This window comes from Streptomyces sp. NBC_00091, assembly GCF_026343185.1.
Taxonomy (GTDB): Bacteria; Actinomycetota; Actinomycetes; order Streptomycetales; family Streptomycetaceae; genus Streptomyces.
On record NZ_JAPEMA010000004.1, the window covers coordinates 58,684 to 74,426 of the forward strand.

Genomic DNA, 15,743 nt, shown 5'->3' on the forward strand with positions numbered 1-15,743 from the left:
GGGACGGCCTACGCCGCCGTGCCCAGGTACGCCTCCCGGACGCGGGGGTCCGCCCGGACCTCGGCCGGGGTGCCCTCGGCGAGGACGGCGCCCAGGTCCAGGACGACGACCCGCGCGCAGAGGTCCATCACGAAGGCCACGTTGTGCTCGACCAGCAGCACCGCGCAGCCCTCCTCCCCGGCCAGCCGCCGCACCACCCGCGCCAGCTGCTCCCGCTCCGGGGCCGACATCCCCGACGCGGGCTCGTCGAGCAGCAGCACCCGCGGCGGATCGGCCACCGCGCGGGCCAGTTCCACCATCCGGGCCTGCCCCACCGGCAGCCCGCCGGCGTACGAGGACCCGAGCGCGCCGATCCCGCAGTCCGCCAGCACCCGCTCCCCCCGCTCCCGCCGGGCCCGCTCCCGGGCCCGCCGCGCGGGGAGGGCGAGCAGGTCGGCGGCCGGCCCGCCCCCGCCGCCCCGCCACTCCTGGGCGACGAGCACGTTGTCGGCCACGCTCAGCTGCCCGAACAGCTGCTGCCGCTGGAAGGTCCGGCGCATCCCGTGCCGGGCCCGCCACACGGGGGAGCGGCGGGTGATGTCCACCCCGTCGAGCAGCATCCGCCCCCGGTCGGGGCGCCGGATCCCCGACACCACGTCGAACAGGGTGGTCTTCCCGGCCCCGTTGGGCCCGATCAGCCCGCACACCTCGCCGGCCCGGATCCCCAGGTCCACGCCGCTCAGCGCCCTGACCCCGCCGAAGCGCACACTGATCCCGCTCGCCCGGAGCACGTACCCGCCCGTACCGCTCATGTCCCCATCCCCAGGTAGGCCTCGGTGAGCCGGTCCGCCTCCACCTCGGCCCGGGGGCCGCACCAGGAGACCCGGCCCTGGGCGAGGTAGGCCACCGTGTCGGCGATCCCGAGGATCTCGGCGGCCTTCTCCTCCACCAGCAGCAGCGCGGTGCCGGCGTCGCGGAGCTCGGTCAGCAGCGCGTACACCTCGTCCACCACGCGCGGCGCGAGCCCGAGCGAGGGCTCGTCCGCGATCAGCACCCGCGGCGGGCGCTGCAACAGCGGGGCGAGCGCGAGCAGCTGCTGCTCCCCGCCCGACAGGGAGCCGGCGGCGACGCCGCGCCGCTCCCGCAGGCGCGGGAAGCGCCCGTAGACGGCGTCCCGCTCGCCGGGGTCCTCCAGGTACAGCGCCAGGTTCTCCTCGATGGTGAGCGCGGGGAAGATCCCCCGCCCCTCGGGGGCGAGCAGCACCCCGGCCCGCGCCCGCCGTACGGCCCCGTCCCGGGTGGCGTCCCGCCCGGCCACGCGGACCGTCCCGCCGGTGAGCGGCAGCAGCCCGGCGGCGACCCGGCAGGCGGTGCTCTTCCCGGCCCCGTTGGGCCCGAGGACGGCGAGGATCTCCCCCTTGCGCACGGCGAGATCGACCCCGTGCAGGACGAGCCCGCCGTCGTACCCGGCCGTGACGCCGCACAGTTCCAGGGCGGGCCCCGCTGGGTCGGGACGCGCGGCGGGACCGGGCCCTGCGGGGCTTTCCCCCACCCCGCCCCTTCCCGGCGTACCGAATCTGCGGCTCCGCCGCGTGGGGGCTCCGCCCCGGACCCCGGCCCTCAAGCGCCGGGCAGGCTGGATCTCGGCCTCGCCGGCGTTCGAGACGCTGGGGGTATCCCCAGCGGTAGCCGGGGGCGGAGCCCCCGCCCGGTTCGGGGCGGAGCCCCGGGAACGGGCGCTCGGGGCGGAGCCCCGGGTTTCGGGAAGGGGCGGGGTGGGGGAAGGCCCCGCAGGGCCCCCGGCCCCGGATCGCCGCTTGGCCAACCGCACCGGGATCGCCGCGCAGTACCCGTCCGGATCATTGGCGAGGGCCAGGCCGGCCAGGCCGAAGAGGATCACCGGCAAGTGGGCCGACGCCGTCACGTAATCCGCCAGCACCCGCGGGGCCACGGCGAACACCAGCCCCGCCACCACCGCGTACGGCGCCCGCCGGACCCCGGCCGCGACCACCACCGCCAGCCACACCAGCCCCGTCATGGCGGTGAAGTCCGTCGCCGTGATCCGGGTGTTGTACGAGGCGTACAGCACGCCCCCGAACCCGGCCAGCCCCGCCGACAGGGTGAACAGCAGCAGCTTCGTCCGCAGGACGGACACCCCGGAGGCCATCGCCGCCGCCGGAGCCGACCGCACCGCCAGCATCGCCCGCCCCGACGGGGAGTTGCGCAGCGCGCCCAGACCGGCCGCCACCAGCGCGACCAGTACCACCAGCGCCACCCCCAGCGCCCGGTCGTCGGACAGGTCCAGCGGGCCGATCACCGGCCTCGGCACCGGCCACCCGGCGTCCCCGCCGCGCAGCCACCGCATCTGGAACAGCACCTGGTCGGCGAGGAACGCCAGGGCCAGGGTGGCCAGGGCCAGCGAGCGTCCCCCGAGGCGCAGCGCCGGCAGCGCGACCAGCGCCCCCAGCGCGGCGGCCACGCAGGTCCCCGCCGCCAGCGCCACCGCGAAGGGCCAGCCCCGGCTCATCAGCAGCCCCGCCACGAGCGCGGCCCCGGTGACGAAGGTGGCCTGCGCCAGCGAGACCATCGCGCCGAGCCCGGTCACCACGGTGAAGGACATGAACACGAGCCCGACGGCCAGCCCCTGCGCCAGCAGCCCGCTCCAGAACGGGGTGGTGACGGTGTAGAAGGCCGTGCACAGCAGTGCGGCCCCCACGGCCCACACCCCCCACCGCCGCCCCCACGAGGCCCCCGCCAGATGGTCGGGCGGCGGTGGTTCCACGGCCGTGACCCCGGCCGTCCGGGCCCGCCGGGTCAGCACCAGCAGGCCGCCGAACAGGATCAGGAACGGCACCGCCGTCCGGAAGCCGGTGATCCCCTCGGCGAAGGACGCGTACCCGGCGACCAGGTTCTGCACCACCCCGAGCCCGAGCCCGCCCGCGAAGGCCAGCGGTACGGAGGTGAACCGGCCGATCACGGCGGCCGTCGCCGACACGAACAGGAACAGGGTGAAGTCGTGCGCCGACAGCCCCAGCAGCGGGGTCGCCAGCACCCCGGCGAGCCCGGCCAGCCCCGAGGCGATCATCCACGCCACCGACGACAGCCGGTCGGCGCTGATCCCGCGCAGCTCGGTCAGCGTCCGGTTGTCGACGGCGGCCCGCAGCCGCAGCCCCAGCCGGGTGCGGCGCAGCAGCACCCACAGGGCCGCCGCCACCACCGCCGTCACCACCCAGGTGATCAGCTGGTCGGAGTCCACGCCGACCCCGTCCGCGAGCTGCCAGGACCGCGCGGGGCTCGGCCCGACCCCCGGCAGCCCGAACTGGTTCTCGGCGGGCCTGAGCGCCACGCCCGCCTCCGTCAGCAGCTCGACCGCCCACAGCCCGGCCGCCGGCAGCGCCACCAGCAGGCCGATGGTCGCCACGATCTGCGCGGTCTCCCCGACCCGCGCGAGCCGGCGGAACATCAGCCGGTCCAGGCCCCACCCGAGCCCGGGTGCGAGTACGCAGACCACCAGCAGGGCGGCCGGGACGGCCGGCCAGCCCAGCCCGGAGTGCAGCTCGTAGAAGGTGAGCGCGCACAGGTAGGCGGTGGCCCCGTGCGCGAAGTTGAACAGCCCGGACGCCGAGTACGACAGCACCAGCCCGGTGGCGAGCAGTGCGTACAGGGCGCCGGAGACCAGACCGCTCAGCACGAGGACGAGCAGATCTCCCATGCCGCCGCCCCTACTTGAAGGGGATCGGCTCGTGGCACGCGAACGGCACGGAGACCTCGTACCGTCCGTTCTTCAGCTGTACGAGCGCCCCGCAGCCGAAGCTGTCCTTCTGTCCCTTGGGTTCGGTCCGGTCTCCGACGAGGGTGCCGGTGTCGGAGAAGCTCTGGGCGGCGTTCTGGAAGTGCGTGACGGTGAGGTCCCTGCCGGCCTTCTGGGCGATGGCCAGGAAGAGGTCGGCCGACATGTACCCGGTCAGCATGTGCATGTTCAGCGGAACGTCCTGCCCGCCGGAAGCGGCCTTGATGTCGGCCTTGAACTGCGCCATCTTCGGGCTGTCCGACTCGAAGGGCTCGAACTGGAGCAGTACGTGGACCCCGTCGAGGGCCTGTCGGGTGGCGTCCTTGGCGAGCAGCCCGGGGTCGTAGTCGGTCGGGTCGGAGAGCAGCCCCTTGTAGCCGGCGCGCTTGAGGGCGGTGAAGAGGCCGATGTTGTTGGGCGTCTGCATGACCGAGATGACGGCGTCGGGTGCCTTGCCTCCGCCGCTCTCCATGATCTCCTTGACGTAGGCGCTCCAGTCGCTGGGGACGGCCGTCGCGGGGACCGAGGCCTTGGCGTAGGAGACGGTGAACCCGGCGCCGGCGAAGCCCTGCTGGAAGGTGCGGATGCCGAACTTCCCGGCGTCGCTGTCGTTGGCGATGACCGCGACCGACTTGCCCCTGGCCCCGCCGAGGACCTTGGCGATGCCTTCGGGCCAGGTCTGGTTGAGGGTGCCGCCGGGGGAGGGGACCAGGCAGCCGTTGAACCCGTAGATGTGCTGGGGGCCGCAGAAGGACGGCAGGGTGCCCCAGCCGAAGGTGGGGACCTTCTCCTGCTCCAGGAAGTCGGCGCCGGAGAAGGTGACCGAGCTCATGGGGGCGACGGCGAAGACCTTGTCCTGCTGGACGAGTTTGCGCGCGGCCGCCAGGTTCTTCCCCGGATCCTGGCCGTCGTCCTCCGCGCCGGTGTAGTCGATCCTGCGCCCGTGGACCCCGCCCTCGGCATTGGCCCTGAGGTAGCGCGCCTTGGCGCCGAGGTCGGTGTCCTTCTTGCTGTAGCCGCTGGCGCTGGTCATCGAGACGATCCCGCCGACCTTGATGGTCTTGTCGGTGACCCCGCGCGTGTTCCCGGGCGCGTCCCCCGGCTTCCCCGGCATCGTCTGGTTCGAGGTGGAGGCGGAGTTGCAGGCGGAGACGAGCGCGAGTACGGCCGCCGAGGCGGCCAGGGCGCGGATGGGTCGCGGCATGGGTGGATCCCCTCCGGTAGGAATCCCCGCATTCTGTGCGTGACCTGACGCACCGTCAATATTTATGGCGGGATGGAATGACGGTCCGTCAGATGAGGTTCACGACGGGTACAGGCCCGCGACCTCCCGCGCGTACGCCGTCTCGATGGCCCGCCGCTTCAGCTTCAGCGAGGGGGTCAGCAGCCCGCGCTCCTCCGTGAACTGCTCGGCCAGCACCCGGAAGGCGCGGATCGCCTCGGCCTGCGAGACCAGGGTGTTGGCGGCCACCACCGCCCGCCGCACCTCCGCCGTCAGATCCGGGTCCCCGGCGACCTGCTCGGCCGTCCGCTGCGGCAGCTTGCGCATGGAGAGCCAGTGCGCGACCCCCTCCATGTCCAGCGTCACCAGCGCGGCCACGAACGGCCGGTCGTTGCCCACCAGTACGCACTGCGACACCAGCGGATGCGAACGCACCCGCTCCTCCAGGGCCGCCGGGGCCACGCTCTTGCCGTTGGAGGTCACCAGGATCTCCTTCTTGCGCCCCGTGATGGTCAGGTACCCGTCCCCGTCCAGCCGCCCCAGGTCCCCGGTCGCCAGCCAGCCCCCGCGCAGCACCTCCTCCGTGGCCCGCGCATCCCCCAGGTACCCGGAGAAGACGTGGCCGCCGTGCAGCCACACCTCCCCGTCCTCGGCGATGTGGACCGTGCTGCCCGGGATCGGCGGCCCCACCGTCCCGTACTTGACCGCCCCCGGCGGGTTCGCGGTGGCGGCCGCGCAGGACTCCGTCAGCCCGTACCCCTCGAACACCGTGATCCCGGCCCCGTCGAAGAACAGCCCCAGCCGCCGCGCCATCGCCGAACCGCCCGACATCGCGTACCGCACCCTGCCCCCCAGGGCCTCGCGGACCTTCCCGTACACCAGCTTCTCGAAGAGCTGGTGTTCCATCCGCAGCCCCGCCGAGGGGCCCGGCCCGGCCCCGAACGCCTTCTGTTCGCGCGCCTCGGCGTACCGTACGGCCGTCTCCACCGCCCGGTCGAAGGGACCCGTACGCCCCTCCGCCTCCGCCTTGCGCCGGGCCGCCGCGAAGATCTTCTCGAAGACGTACGGCACCCCCAGCACGAACGTCGGCCGGAAGGCGGCCAGGTCCGGCAGCAGCTCGGCGGCGGCGACCGCCGGCTGGTGCCCCAGCTTGACCCCGGCCCGTACGGCCGCCACCTCCACCATCCGCCCGAACACGTGCGCCAGCGGCAGGAACAGCAGGGTGGACGGCTGCTCGCCCGGCCCCGCCCGGAACACCGCCTCCCAGCGGGCCACCAGGGTGTCGGCCTCGTACATGAAGTTCGCGTGGGTGAGCACACAGCCCTTGGGCCGGCCCGTGGTCCCCGAGGTGTAGATGACGGTGGCGACGGCGTCCGGGGTCACGGCCCGGCGGTGGCGGTGCACGACGTCCTCGTCCACCCCCCGCCCGGCCGCCAGCAGCTCCGCCACCGCCCCCGCGTCCAGCTGCCACAGCAGGCGCAGCCCCGGCAGCCGCTCGATCACCGAGCCCACCGTCATCGCCTGGTCCTCGTCCTCCACCACGCACCCCGTGCAGGCGGAGTCGTGGAGGATCCAGTGCACCTGCTCCGCCGAGGACGACGGGTAGACGGGGACGGGCTGCGCCCCGATCGCCCACAGCGCGAAGTCGAACAGCGTCCACTCGTAGCGGGTACGGGACATCACGGCGACCCGGTCCCCGAAGCGGACCCCCTGCGCCAGCAGCCCCTTGGCGAGCGCGAGCACCTCCTGGGCCAGCTCCCGGGCGGTCACGTCCCGCCAGACCCCGGCCGCCTTGCGCCCCAGCACCACCCGGTCCGGCTCCTGCCCGGCGCGCTGGAAGACGGTGTCGGCCAGGCCGCCGGCCGACGCGCCGGTGACCACGGGTGGCACGGTGAACTCGCGCAAATTCCGCTCCTCTGCGTGCAGGGCGCCGCGACGCTACCCCAACCGCACCCGTGCCCGGCACCCTTGCGGAAACCTCCACAAGATCCCCCCGGCCCCGCATGCCCCGCGACCTGCGACGCGGACACACGGACGGCGCCCGGACGTGTGAGCCGACCGGCCCTCCGGCCCCGCCCCCGGGCGTCCGGGCGCCCAGGCCCACGAGGGGCTCCCCGGATCACCCCGGAGGTACCTACGCCGGCCGGCTCAGGCGGTCGCCGCCCGCCAGGACGGCGGCCGCCAGCGCCTCGGCGGCGGGCGTCGGGCGGCGGCCCTGGAGCAGGGCGAACTCCACCGGCCCCAGCTCCGGCAGCCCGCCCACCCGGACCAGCCCCGGCGGGATCAGCCCCCGGGTGTGCGCCATCACCCCGAGCCCGGCCCGGGCCGCCGCGATCAGACCGCTGAGGCTGCCGCTCGTACAGGCGATCCGCCAGGCCCGCCCGTCCCGCTCCAGCACCTCCAGCGCCCGCGCCCGGGTGATCCCCGGCGGCGGGAACACGATCAGCGGCACCGGACGCTCCGGGTCCACCCGCAGCCCCTCCGCCCCGATCCACACCATCCGGTCCCGCCAGACGAGGCGCCCCCGCTCGTCCCCCGGCCCGCGCCGCTTGGCCAGCACCAGATCGAGGCGCCCCGCGTCCAGCCGCTCGTGCAGCGTCCCCGACAGCTCCACCGACAGCTCCAGGTCCACCTCGGGGTGCTCGTGCCGGAACCCCTCCAGGATCTCCGGCAGCCGCGTCAGTACGAAGTCCTCCGACGCCCCGAACCGCAGCCGCCCCCGCAGCCGGGTCCCCGTGAAGAAGGCCGCGGCCCGCTCGTGCGCCTCCAGGATGGTCCGCGCGAAGCCCAGCAGCGCCTCACCGTCCTCCGTCAGGGCGACGCTGTGCGTGTCCCGGACGAAGAGCGGGCGCCCCGTGGCCTCCTCCAGCCGCCGCACGTGCTGGCTGACCGTGGACTGCCGCACCCCGAGCCGGGCCGCGGCCTGCGTGAAGCTGAGCGTCTGGGCCACGGTGAGGAAGGTGCGCAGCTGGACCGGGTCGTACACGGGACCAGCCTATTGCGTTCCGCGATGGCAGTCAGTGCGGTGTGCGTGTTTCCCGATGACCGCCGACCCGCGACCATGGGCCGTAGCCCCTACCCCCTTCCTCCTCGTACGACAGCAAGTGAGCACCCCCATGCGACGCCCCCGCCTTCCCGCCCGGCTGCCCCTGGACCCGTACGTACTGGCCCTGCTCGCCACCGTGGGGCTGGCCGCGCTGCTCCCCGCCCGGGGCGCCGCCGCCACCGTCGCCGAGGGTGCCTCGGCCGCCGCTGTGGCCCTGCTGTTCTTCCTCTACGGAGCCAGGCTCTCCACCCGTGAGGCCCTCGACGGCCTGCGCCACTGGCGGCTCCACCTCACCGTGCTGGCCTGCACCTTCCTCCTCTTCCCGCTGCTGGGCCTGGCCGCCCGCGGCCTCGTGCCGGGCCTCCTCACCCAGCCCCTCTACAGCGGGCTGCTCTTCCTGTGCCTGGTCCCCTCGACCATCCAGTCCTCCATCGCCTTCACCTCCATCGCCCGGGGCAACGTCCCCGCCGCGATCTGCGCCGGCTCCTTCTCGAGCCTCGCCGGGATCCTCCTCACCCCGCTGCTCGCCGCGGCCCTCCTCGGCAACGACGCCGGCGGCTTCTCCCTCGACTCCCTCGGCAGGATCGTCGTCCAGCTGCTGCTGCCCTTCCTCCTCGGCCAGGGCCTGCGCCGCTGGGTCGGCGGCTTCCTGGTCCGCAACAAGAAGGTGCTCGGATACGTCGACCGGGGCTCGATCCTGCTCGTCGTCTACGCGGCCTTCAGCGCGGGCATGGCCGCCGGGGTCTGGCACCAGGTCAGCCTCCCGCGCCTGGGCGCCCTGATGGCGGTGGAGGCCGTACTCCTCGCCGTCATGCTCCTCGCCACCTGGTACGGGGCCGCGCGCCTCGGCTTCGGCCGCGAGGACCGCGTCGCCATCCAGTTCGCCGGGTCGAAGAAGAGCCTCGCCGCCGGACTGCCCATGGCCAGCGTCCTGTTCGGGGCGCAGGCCTCCCTGGCGGTGCTGCCGCTGATGCTGTTCCACCAGATGCAGCTGATGGTCTGCGCGGTCCTGGCCCGCCGCCGCGCCCAGGACCCCGAACTCCCGGACGGGCATGTGGCGGAGGTCTCGCCCACGGTCCAACACCCCGCCCCACAGGGCCGGTAACGTGCGGCGGTGACCTGGATACGCCCGCTCGCCGCCCATGCCCCGCGCCCCTGCACCCTCGTGGTCTGCCGGGGCTGCTGCTGCGGGGACCCCCGCAAGAACCCCGGCTCCGACCACGCCGGGCAGCTCGCCCGGCTGCGCGAGGCCGCGGCCGCGTCCGAGGGGCGGCTGGCGGTCCGTACGAGCGAGTGCCTCGGGCCTTGCGCGCAGGCCAACGTGATCGTGGTCCAGCCCACCACCGAGGCCCGTCGCAGGGGCGCCCGGGCCGTCTGGTTCGGCTGGGCCCTGGACGACACCGCGACGGACGAGATCATCGCCTGGGCCGAGTCCGGCGGCCCGGGCAGCACCCCGCTCCCGGCCACCCTCGACCTCCACCGCATCGACCCCCCGGAGCCGAAGCCGGCCCCCACCCCCCGCCGGGGCCGCCGCCGCTAGGCCGCCGCCGCTAGTGCTGTGACCGGCAAGGTTCACCGGGTCACGGCGCCCGGCACGGCACCTCGCAGCGTTGTCGGACCGCGCAAGTACGTCCAGTACGAGCCGCGGTCCTCCGCCTTGCGATGCACCGCACCGGACACCGCGACCCGGCAAACCTTTCCGGCCGCAGCACTAGGGGGTGCCGCCCGCGCCGGGCAGGCCGATGCGCTGCTCGCCCGCGTAGATGTTCATGTCCGGGCCCCGGAGGAAGCCGACCAGCGTCAGCCCCGACTCCAGGGCCAGGTCCACCGCCAGCGAGGACGGCGCCGAGACCGCCGCCAGCACCGGGATCCCGGCCATGACCGCCTTCTGCGCCAGCTCGAAGGACGCCCGGCCCGACACCAGCAGCACCGACCCGGCCAGCGGCAGCCGCCCCGCTTGCAGCGCCCGCCCGACGATCTTGTCCACGGCGTTGTGCCGCCCCACGTCCTCCCGTACGTCGAGCAGCTCGCCCTGCGCCGAGAACAGCCCGGCCGCGTGCAGCCCGCCCGTGCGGTCGAAGACCTTCTGCGCGGCGCGCAGCCGGCCGGGCAGCTCGCTGAGGAGATCCGCGGGGATCCGTACCGGATCGGCGGCGAGCCCCGGGAAACGGGTCGCCGTACGGACCGCGTCCAGGCTGGCCTTGCCGCACAGCCCGCAGGAGGAGGTGGTGTAGACGTTCCGCTCCAGCGTGATGTCCGGAACGGGCACCGAGGGGGCCAGCTGTACGTTGACCACGTTGTACGTGTTGGAACCGTCCTCCGTGGCCCCCTCGCAGTAGGTCACGGCCTGGATGTCCGAGGCGTGCGCGATCACGCCCTCGCTGGCCAGGAAGCCCGCCGCCAGCGCGAAATCGTCACCCGGGGTGCGCATCGTGATGGCCAGCGGCTTGCCGTTCAGCCGGATCTCCAGCGGCTCCTCGGCTACCAGGGTGTCGGGCCGGACCCCGGCCGCCCCGCCCCGGATCCGTATGACGCGGCGCCGCTCGGTGACCCGTCCCATCGTGATCAGCCCACCTGTTCCGTCCTCGTGTGCACCTGACGAGGACATTCTCGCGGATCTGCGGCCGAGCACGTCCCCGGCAGGAAGTTGCTCGGAATTCTCCAAAATCCGGTGGCGGAATCCTGTCGGGTCACGCGCACACGTACCCACCGGTAGCAGGCAAAGCTGGGTGATCCTGACAGTCGTACAGAGGGGGACCCCGCCCATGACCGGTTCACGCGTGGTGGCGCTAGGGCACTACCAGCCCGCGAAAGTGCTCACCAACGAGGACCTCGCGGCCATGGTCGAGACCAATGACGAGTGGATCCGCTCCCGCGTCGGCATCCGTACCCGCCATGTCGCGGGCCCCGAGGAGCCGGTCGACGAGCTCGCCTACCAGGCCGCCGGAAAGGCCCTCGCCCACGCCGGTCTGAGCCCCGACGACATCGACCTGGTCCTGGTGGCCACCTCCACCGCCATCGACCGTTCCCCCAACATGGCCGCGCGGGTCGCCGCCAAGCTGGGCATGGGCGGCGCGCCCGCCGTGATGGACCTCAACGTCGTCTGCTCGGGCTTCACCCACGCCCTGGCCACCGCCGACCACGCGATCCGGGCCGGCTCCGCCACCCGCGCGCTGGTCATCGGCGCCGACAAGATGACCGAGATCACCGACTGGACCGACCGCACCACCTGCGTGCTGACCGGCGACGGCGCGGGCGCGGCCGTGGTCGAGGCCTGCGCGGAGCCCGGCATCGGCCCCGTCCTGTGGGGCTCGGTCCCGGAGATGGGCCACGCGGTGCGGATCGAGGGCTCGCCCCCGGTCTTCGCCCAGGAGGGCCAGTCCGTCTACCGCTGGACCACCAGCCAGCTCCCGCCGCTCGCCCGCAAGGTCTGCGAGAAGGCCGGGGTCGCCCCCGAGGAACTGGCGGCCGTCGTCCTCCACCAGGCGAACCTGCGGATCATCGAGCCGCTCGCCGCCAAGATCGGCGCCGTCAACGCCGTCGTCGCCCGCGATGTCGTCGATTCCGGGAACACCTCGGCCGCCAGCATCCCGATGGCCCTCTCCAAGCTGGTCGAACGCGGCGAGATCCCCTCCGGCGCCCCGGTCCTCCTGTTCGGATTCGGCGGCAACCTCTCCTACGCCGGCCAGGTCATCCGCTGCCCGTAGCGGACCCCGGCCGCCCCGAGGCCCGCGCATGCCCGCAGGTCAGCGCGGCGTGGCGGGCCGGCGGCCGCTCGGATATGTGGTCGGAACCCCGTCGATCCTTTGCTATTGTTGTCCATGTCGCCGCGGGAAACCGGGGCCGACCACCTGGTCCGGGTGGCGGAATGGCAGACGCGCTAGCTTGAGGTGCTAGTGCCCTTTATCGGGCGTGGGGGTTCAAGTCCCCCCTCGGACACAGAGGTCAACCGACCAAATGGAGCCGGTCAAAGCGACAGTATGTCGCTTTGACCGGCTCTGTTGTTGTGTGTGAACGTGTTCTGGCCCCCTGCGGTTCGCAGGGGGCCAGATGTTTTTGTGCTGGTCAGGTGGGGTGCAGGGGGTGGGGCGGATCAGGTGTCGGGGTCGTCTCGGGGAGGTAGCCCTTGGGGGTCCAGTTGCTGGGGTTCTTGCGCTTGTGGCGGTTGGAGGGGCGGCGGCGGGCTGGCTGGCCGTCGTCGGGGGGCGAGCCAGCTGGCAAGTTTGCGCTGGTTGGCGTGGGCGATCTGGAAGGCGAGGAGGAGGGACTGCGAGGCAATGCCGCGCATGCGGCGGGTGCGGCTTCGTTCGATGGCTTCGTGGTCCTTGGCGTAACCGTTGAAGTGCTCGACGCGGTTGCGCAAGCGGACGTAGTGGTGAGTCCAGGGGGCGAGGCCGTGGTCGAGTTCTTGCCAGTAGCGGATGCCGATGTTGCGGGCGAAGGTGAGCGACTCCCGTCGGCAGACCTCGGGCGGGCCCGTTGGGGTGGGCATGACGTCGATGACGGGAAGCCGGGCGTCTCGGCCGAGGCTGCGGCGTTTGATGGGGCAGGCGACGGTGGGGTGGGTGCCTGCGGCGGGGCAGAGCATCCGGCGTGCGCCGCGGTGGTCGGGGGCGGCCTTGGGCCGTAGGCGGAAGGCGGCGCGGGCGTTGACGCGGGACCGCCAGGTGACTTTGTCGATCTTCTTCTCGAGGAGGTCCGAGGTGACGGCGATGAGGGCCTGCGGCAGGTTGGGGCAGTACCAGGTGCCGTCGACGAGGAGTGCGCCGGCGTGGCTGCCCTGGATGCCGAGCTGGTCGATGCGGTAGTCCCAGACGGGGCGGTATCCCAGGTCGCGGACGGGGGCCTGGAAGGTTTCGGGCAGGGCCGCGTTATAGGCGCGGTCTGCGGCCAGCCAGCCCGCCTTGTAGCCGCGGCGGTGAACATCGCGGAGAGCGGTGACGGCGTTGCCTGCGGGGTCGTGGCCGGGTTTGTGGACGGTGAAGGCCAGGACGAGGGCGGGCAGGTACCGGTCAGTATGCCCGTCGGGTGCGTGTTCGGGGGCGCCGCCGAGCGCCGCGACCAAGGTGAGCCCTGCACACACGCGGCCGTGCGCCTCGCGGTCGCAATCGCCCCGCCCGGATGCCTGCGGTTCGGAGCGGTCACCGCCCGGACCGGACGCACTTCACATCGGGGCGGAGACTGCACGGCACGGCCCGCAGCCCGGCTCTTCACCGCACACGCCGACGCCGCAAGAGCGCCGCTGACGCTTACGGGTGCGGTGACGGGTTGGCTGCCGTACGAAGAGGCCGCCGAAGCCGTCGGACATTCGGAAACCGGTGAGCTCGCCGCGTTCCTGGAGGGATACGTGAACGGCTGGATCCCGGACGGTTGGATCACCCCCGGCCCCGAACTTGCCTACTGCGCGGGGTTCCTGGTGTCCAGGTCGGCGTCACGTACGCCATCCGCCAGCCATGTGGGCACCCGTCACCGCCCGGCGTCGGCCCCGCCCAGGGCACCGGCAACGCTGACGCGCTGTCGATGGCATCGGCGAACACGTCTCAGGCCTGTGTGGAACGGGGCGCCGGGATCGCCCATCTCGCTTCTGGGCGTCCTTGAAGTAGGGGAAGGTGGTGCAGTCTAGGTAGGACCGCTCTTCGATGATGCGCCCGTCCTGCACGGTGCGGTCGCCTGCCTCGAACGCGTCCAGGATGCGCATGGTGCGATCAGTACCGCCGCCCCCTGGCTGGTACGCGCAGGGGACGCGGAGCGTGCCGGGACCGGAATCGGCATCCGCTCGCGTAAGCCTCAGGTCTCGAACAGCTCCCCGAGGGGCACGCTCGGATCGAGTTTCGATGCCAAGCAAGAGGCATGAACGTAGAACTGCTGCATTTGAATTCAGTCCGGCCGCGTCGCGGTCAGCTGAATGAATTCCGCATCCGATCGGCTCAGATCACGGGCGCAGATCGCACACGAGTAGCCGAGTTCATTCACAGGATTTCCTCTATATAAATTTTCGTCGTAGCCGCCTACAGCCGACGAATCTCCGGCTCAGGGCATTAGGACCGCGTCGCCTTCCCGCATCCGTCTCCAGAGGATTCGCCCCGCCCGACCGGCGCGCTGCGGTCGTACGGGTCGATCTTCGTGCCGGCCTCGTCCGCCCGGCGGTCCTTGCCGAAAGGCGGGGTGAGGTACCCCTTGGCGGCGTCGCAGCCGCCGTTCGTCATGTTGTATTTGTACGAGATAATGGAGAACGTGCCCGGCTTGGTGATCACCTTGGCGGGGTCGTCCCAGCTCAGGACCAGCTCGCGCCGGACGATCGTACGCACGATCTCGTCGTCGCCGCCCGCGTTCGCCCGGGTGACCGGGTAGACGAAGGTGATGTCGGCGGTCACCTGGAGCGCGCCGCGCTCGCCCTCCCGGTAGGTGAGCCGGCCCCGGGTCTTCACGACGTCGCCGACCAGCTGCGTTCGGGATGGCTCGAAGCGGCTGAAGAGGAGAAGGGGGTCGTTCTTCTCACTCGGGGTCCGGAAAGCGGTTTCCAGAAGGTCTCGGACGTCCTTCTGGTGCGGGTTGATCAGTGCAATCGCCTTCTCGGGGCGCTCGCCCCGTAGCACCGCGCGGTCCAGGCTGGACGCGACGAGGAAGTCCCGGCTGCCGGCGAGGGCCCGTTCGACCTCGGCCGCGCCCATCCAGCCGACTGCCCGGGCCTCCGGCACGGTGATACCCGCTGCTCCGCTGGCCCAGCTCGCCGCCGGGGAGCCGCGGAACGGTTCCTCCTTGGTGGGGCGTTGGGCCGCCTCCGCCGGGGGTCCCTGGGTCGGGCGGGTGGTCTCGCCCGCCAGCGGCGCGGATTCCGACTGTTCGTCGGCGAACAGGTCCGCTACCCGCCCCGGCGCGAGTGCCACCAACGCAAGCACCACCAGCGAGGCCACCAGCCCGACCACGTACCAGACCTTGCGCCGCTTGGGCTGCGCGGGCGTGTAGCTGCGCCAGCCCTCCAGGCCGCGGTCGGGCTCCTCGCGCAGCCGCTTCGCCACCTCGCGGGCCCGCGCGGACGGCTCCTTGGGCGCGTCGGCAGCACCCGCCACCGACTCACGCAGAAACCGCTCCCACTCCTTATCGGACCTGGAGGAACCGTCCGGCTCCGTACCCGCACCCATCCCCAACCCCCTGGCAATCGGCAGACTGTGCCCCACCCCCGTGGGGACACGTCCGAACAATGAGGTGACCCCTGGAGCTTGGCCACAGGGGTTCATGCTGCGAGCGAGAGCTTAGCTGTTGCAGTGATGCTGTTCGAAATCCATCGGGGAGAGATAGGGGAGTACGCTGTGCGTCAGCTGGCGCCGCAAATGAGCCACCGGAGGATTTCCAGCCACCCCTGCCGCGTGAAGCTTTCCGTGCATCATTTCTCGTTTCAGGCCAGAATCCCTCAAACAGGTATCGGTGCACTCATGAGAGTGACTCTGGCAAGACATTCGTAGCCGCAGATTATCTCGGTGATGCAGGTCCCAGGTCTGCGTAGCGGGGTGTAGATGGAGGATCAGGAACGCGGTGGGTTAGGTGCTTTCTAGTTGCATGTCGTTGATGCGACCTTCGTTAACCCCGGACTTGTAAGGGGCGACGATTCCCTGGGCGACGGCATGCCGGTCTTCGCGCAGTGATTCGGCGAGGCGTCAACGGGAAGGGCCCCTCTGTGGGCAGTTATGTCGCGGTCGTCCACCACG

Annotated in this window: 11 protein-coding genes and 1 tRNA gene; 4 read left to right on the forward strand and 8 right to left on the reverse strand. The window is 72.5% G+C overall.

The features are described 5' to 3' along the window. Positions 1–8: 8 nt before the first annotated feature. From OOK34_RS33375 to OOK34_RS33395, 5 genes are all read right to left on the reverse strand, one after another. Positions 9–791 carry an ABC transporter ATP-binding protein gene (locus OOK34_RS33375; protein ID WP_267037912.1) on the reverse strand — a complete coding sequence of 261 codons (783 nt, stop codon included), beginning with the start codon at positions 789–791 and terminating at the stop codon, positions 9–11. Further along, positions 788–3,691 (reverse strand): ATP-binding cassette domain-containing protein, encoded by a 2,904-nt coding sequence (locus tag OOK34_RS33380; protein ID WP_267037913.1) that lies wholly within the window; start codon positions 3,689–3,691, stop codon positions 788–790. Before OOK34_RS33380 ends, OOK34_RS33375 begins: the two co-directional genes overlap by 4 nt. 10 nt (positions 3,692–3,701) lie before the next feature. Further along, positions 3,702–4,973 carry an ABC transporter substrate-binding protein gene (locus tag OOK34_RS33385; RefSeq protein ID WP_267037914.1) on the reverse strand — a complete coding sequence of 424 codons (1,272 nt, stop codon included), beginning with the start codon at positions 4,971–4,973 and terminating at the stop codon, positions 3,702–3,704. A gap of 99 nt (positions 4,974–5,072) precedes the next feature. Next, positions 5,073–6,896: a long-chain fatty acid--CoA ligase gene (locus OOK34_RS33390; protein WP_267037915.1), complete on the reverse strand. Its 1,824-nt coding sequence runs from the start codon at positions 6,894–6,896 to the stop codon at positions 5,073–5,075. A 229-nt stretch (positions 6,897–7,125) separates the two neighbouring features. Continuing rightward, positions 7,126–7,977 (reverse strand): LysR substrate-binding domain-containing protein, encoded by an 852-nt coding sequence (locus tag OOK34_RS33395; protein WP_267037916.1) that lies wholly within the window; start codon positions 7,975–7,977, stop codon positions 7,126–7,128. 130 nt (positions 7,978–8,107) lie between these two features. Here OOK34_RS33395 and OOK34_RS33400 point away from each other — a divergent pair, with 130 nt between their 5' ends. Both OOK34_RS33400 and OOK34_RS33405 read left to right on the forward strand, forming a co-directional pair. Beyond that, positions 8,108–9,142, forward strand: a complete 1,035-nt coding sequence (locus tag OOK34_RS33400) for a bile acid:sodium symporter family protein (RefSeq protein ID WP_267037917.1) — start codon at positions 8,108–8,110, stop codon at positions 9,140–9,142. A 9-nt stretch (positions 9,143–9,151) separates the two neighbouring features. Continuing rightward, positions 9,152–9,577, forward strand: coding sequence for a (2Fe-2S) ferredoxin domain-containing protein (locus OOK34_RS33405; RefSeq protein ID WP_267037918.1), 426 nt, complete (start codon positions 9,152–9,154; stop codon positions 9,575–9,577). A 171-nt stretch (positions 9,578–9,748) separates the two neighbouring features. On the opposite strand, the gene fdhD is transcribed toward OOK34_RS33405, so the two are convergent. Next, positions 9,749–10,597, reverse strand: coding sequence for a formate dehydrogenase accessory sulfurtransferase FdhD (gene fdhD, locus OOK34_RS33410; RefSeq protein ID WP_267037919.1), 849 nt, complete (start codon positions 10,595–10,597; stop codon positions 9,749–9,751). 205 nt (positions 10,598–10,802) lie between these two features. On the opposite strand from fdhD, the gene OOK34_RS33415 reads away from it, so the two are divergent. Both OOK34_RS33415 and OOK34_RS33420 read left to right on the forward strand, forming a co-directional pair. Next, positions 10,803–11,744 (forward strand): beta-ketoacyl-ACP synthase III, encoded by a 942-nt coding sequence (locus OOK34_RS33415; RefSeq protein WP_267037920.1) that lies wholly within the window; start codon positions 10,803–10,805, stop codon positions 11,742–11,744. Positions 11,745–11,891: 147 nt separating this feature from the next. Beyond that, positions 11,892–11,976 (forward strand) — tRNA-Leu (locus OOK34_RS33420). Positions 11,977–12,130: 154 nt separating this feature from the next. Here OOK34_RS33420 and OOK34_RS33425 read toward each other — a convergent pair. Together OOK34_RS33425 and OOK34_RS33430 are read right to left on the reverse strand one after the other, a co-directional pair. Beyond that, entirely contained in the window at positions 12,131–13,120 is a 990-nt protein-coding gene (locus tag OOK34_RS33425; protein WP_267037921.1) for a hypothetical protein, read from the reverse strand. Between the two features lie 955 nt (positions 13,121–14,075). Further along, on the reverse strand, positions 14,076–15,179 hold the full coding sequence (locus OOK34_RS33430; RefSeq protein ID WP_267037922.1) for a hypothetical protein: 1,104 nt from the start codon (positions 15,177–15,179) through the stop codon (positions 14,076–14,078). Positions 15,180–15,743 lie beyond the last annotated feature (564 nt).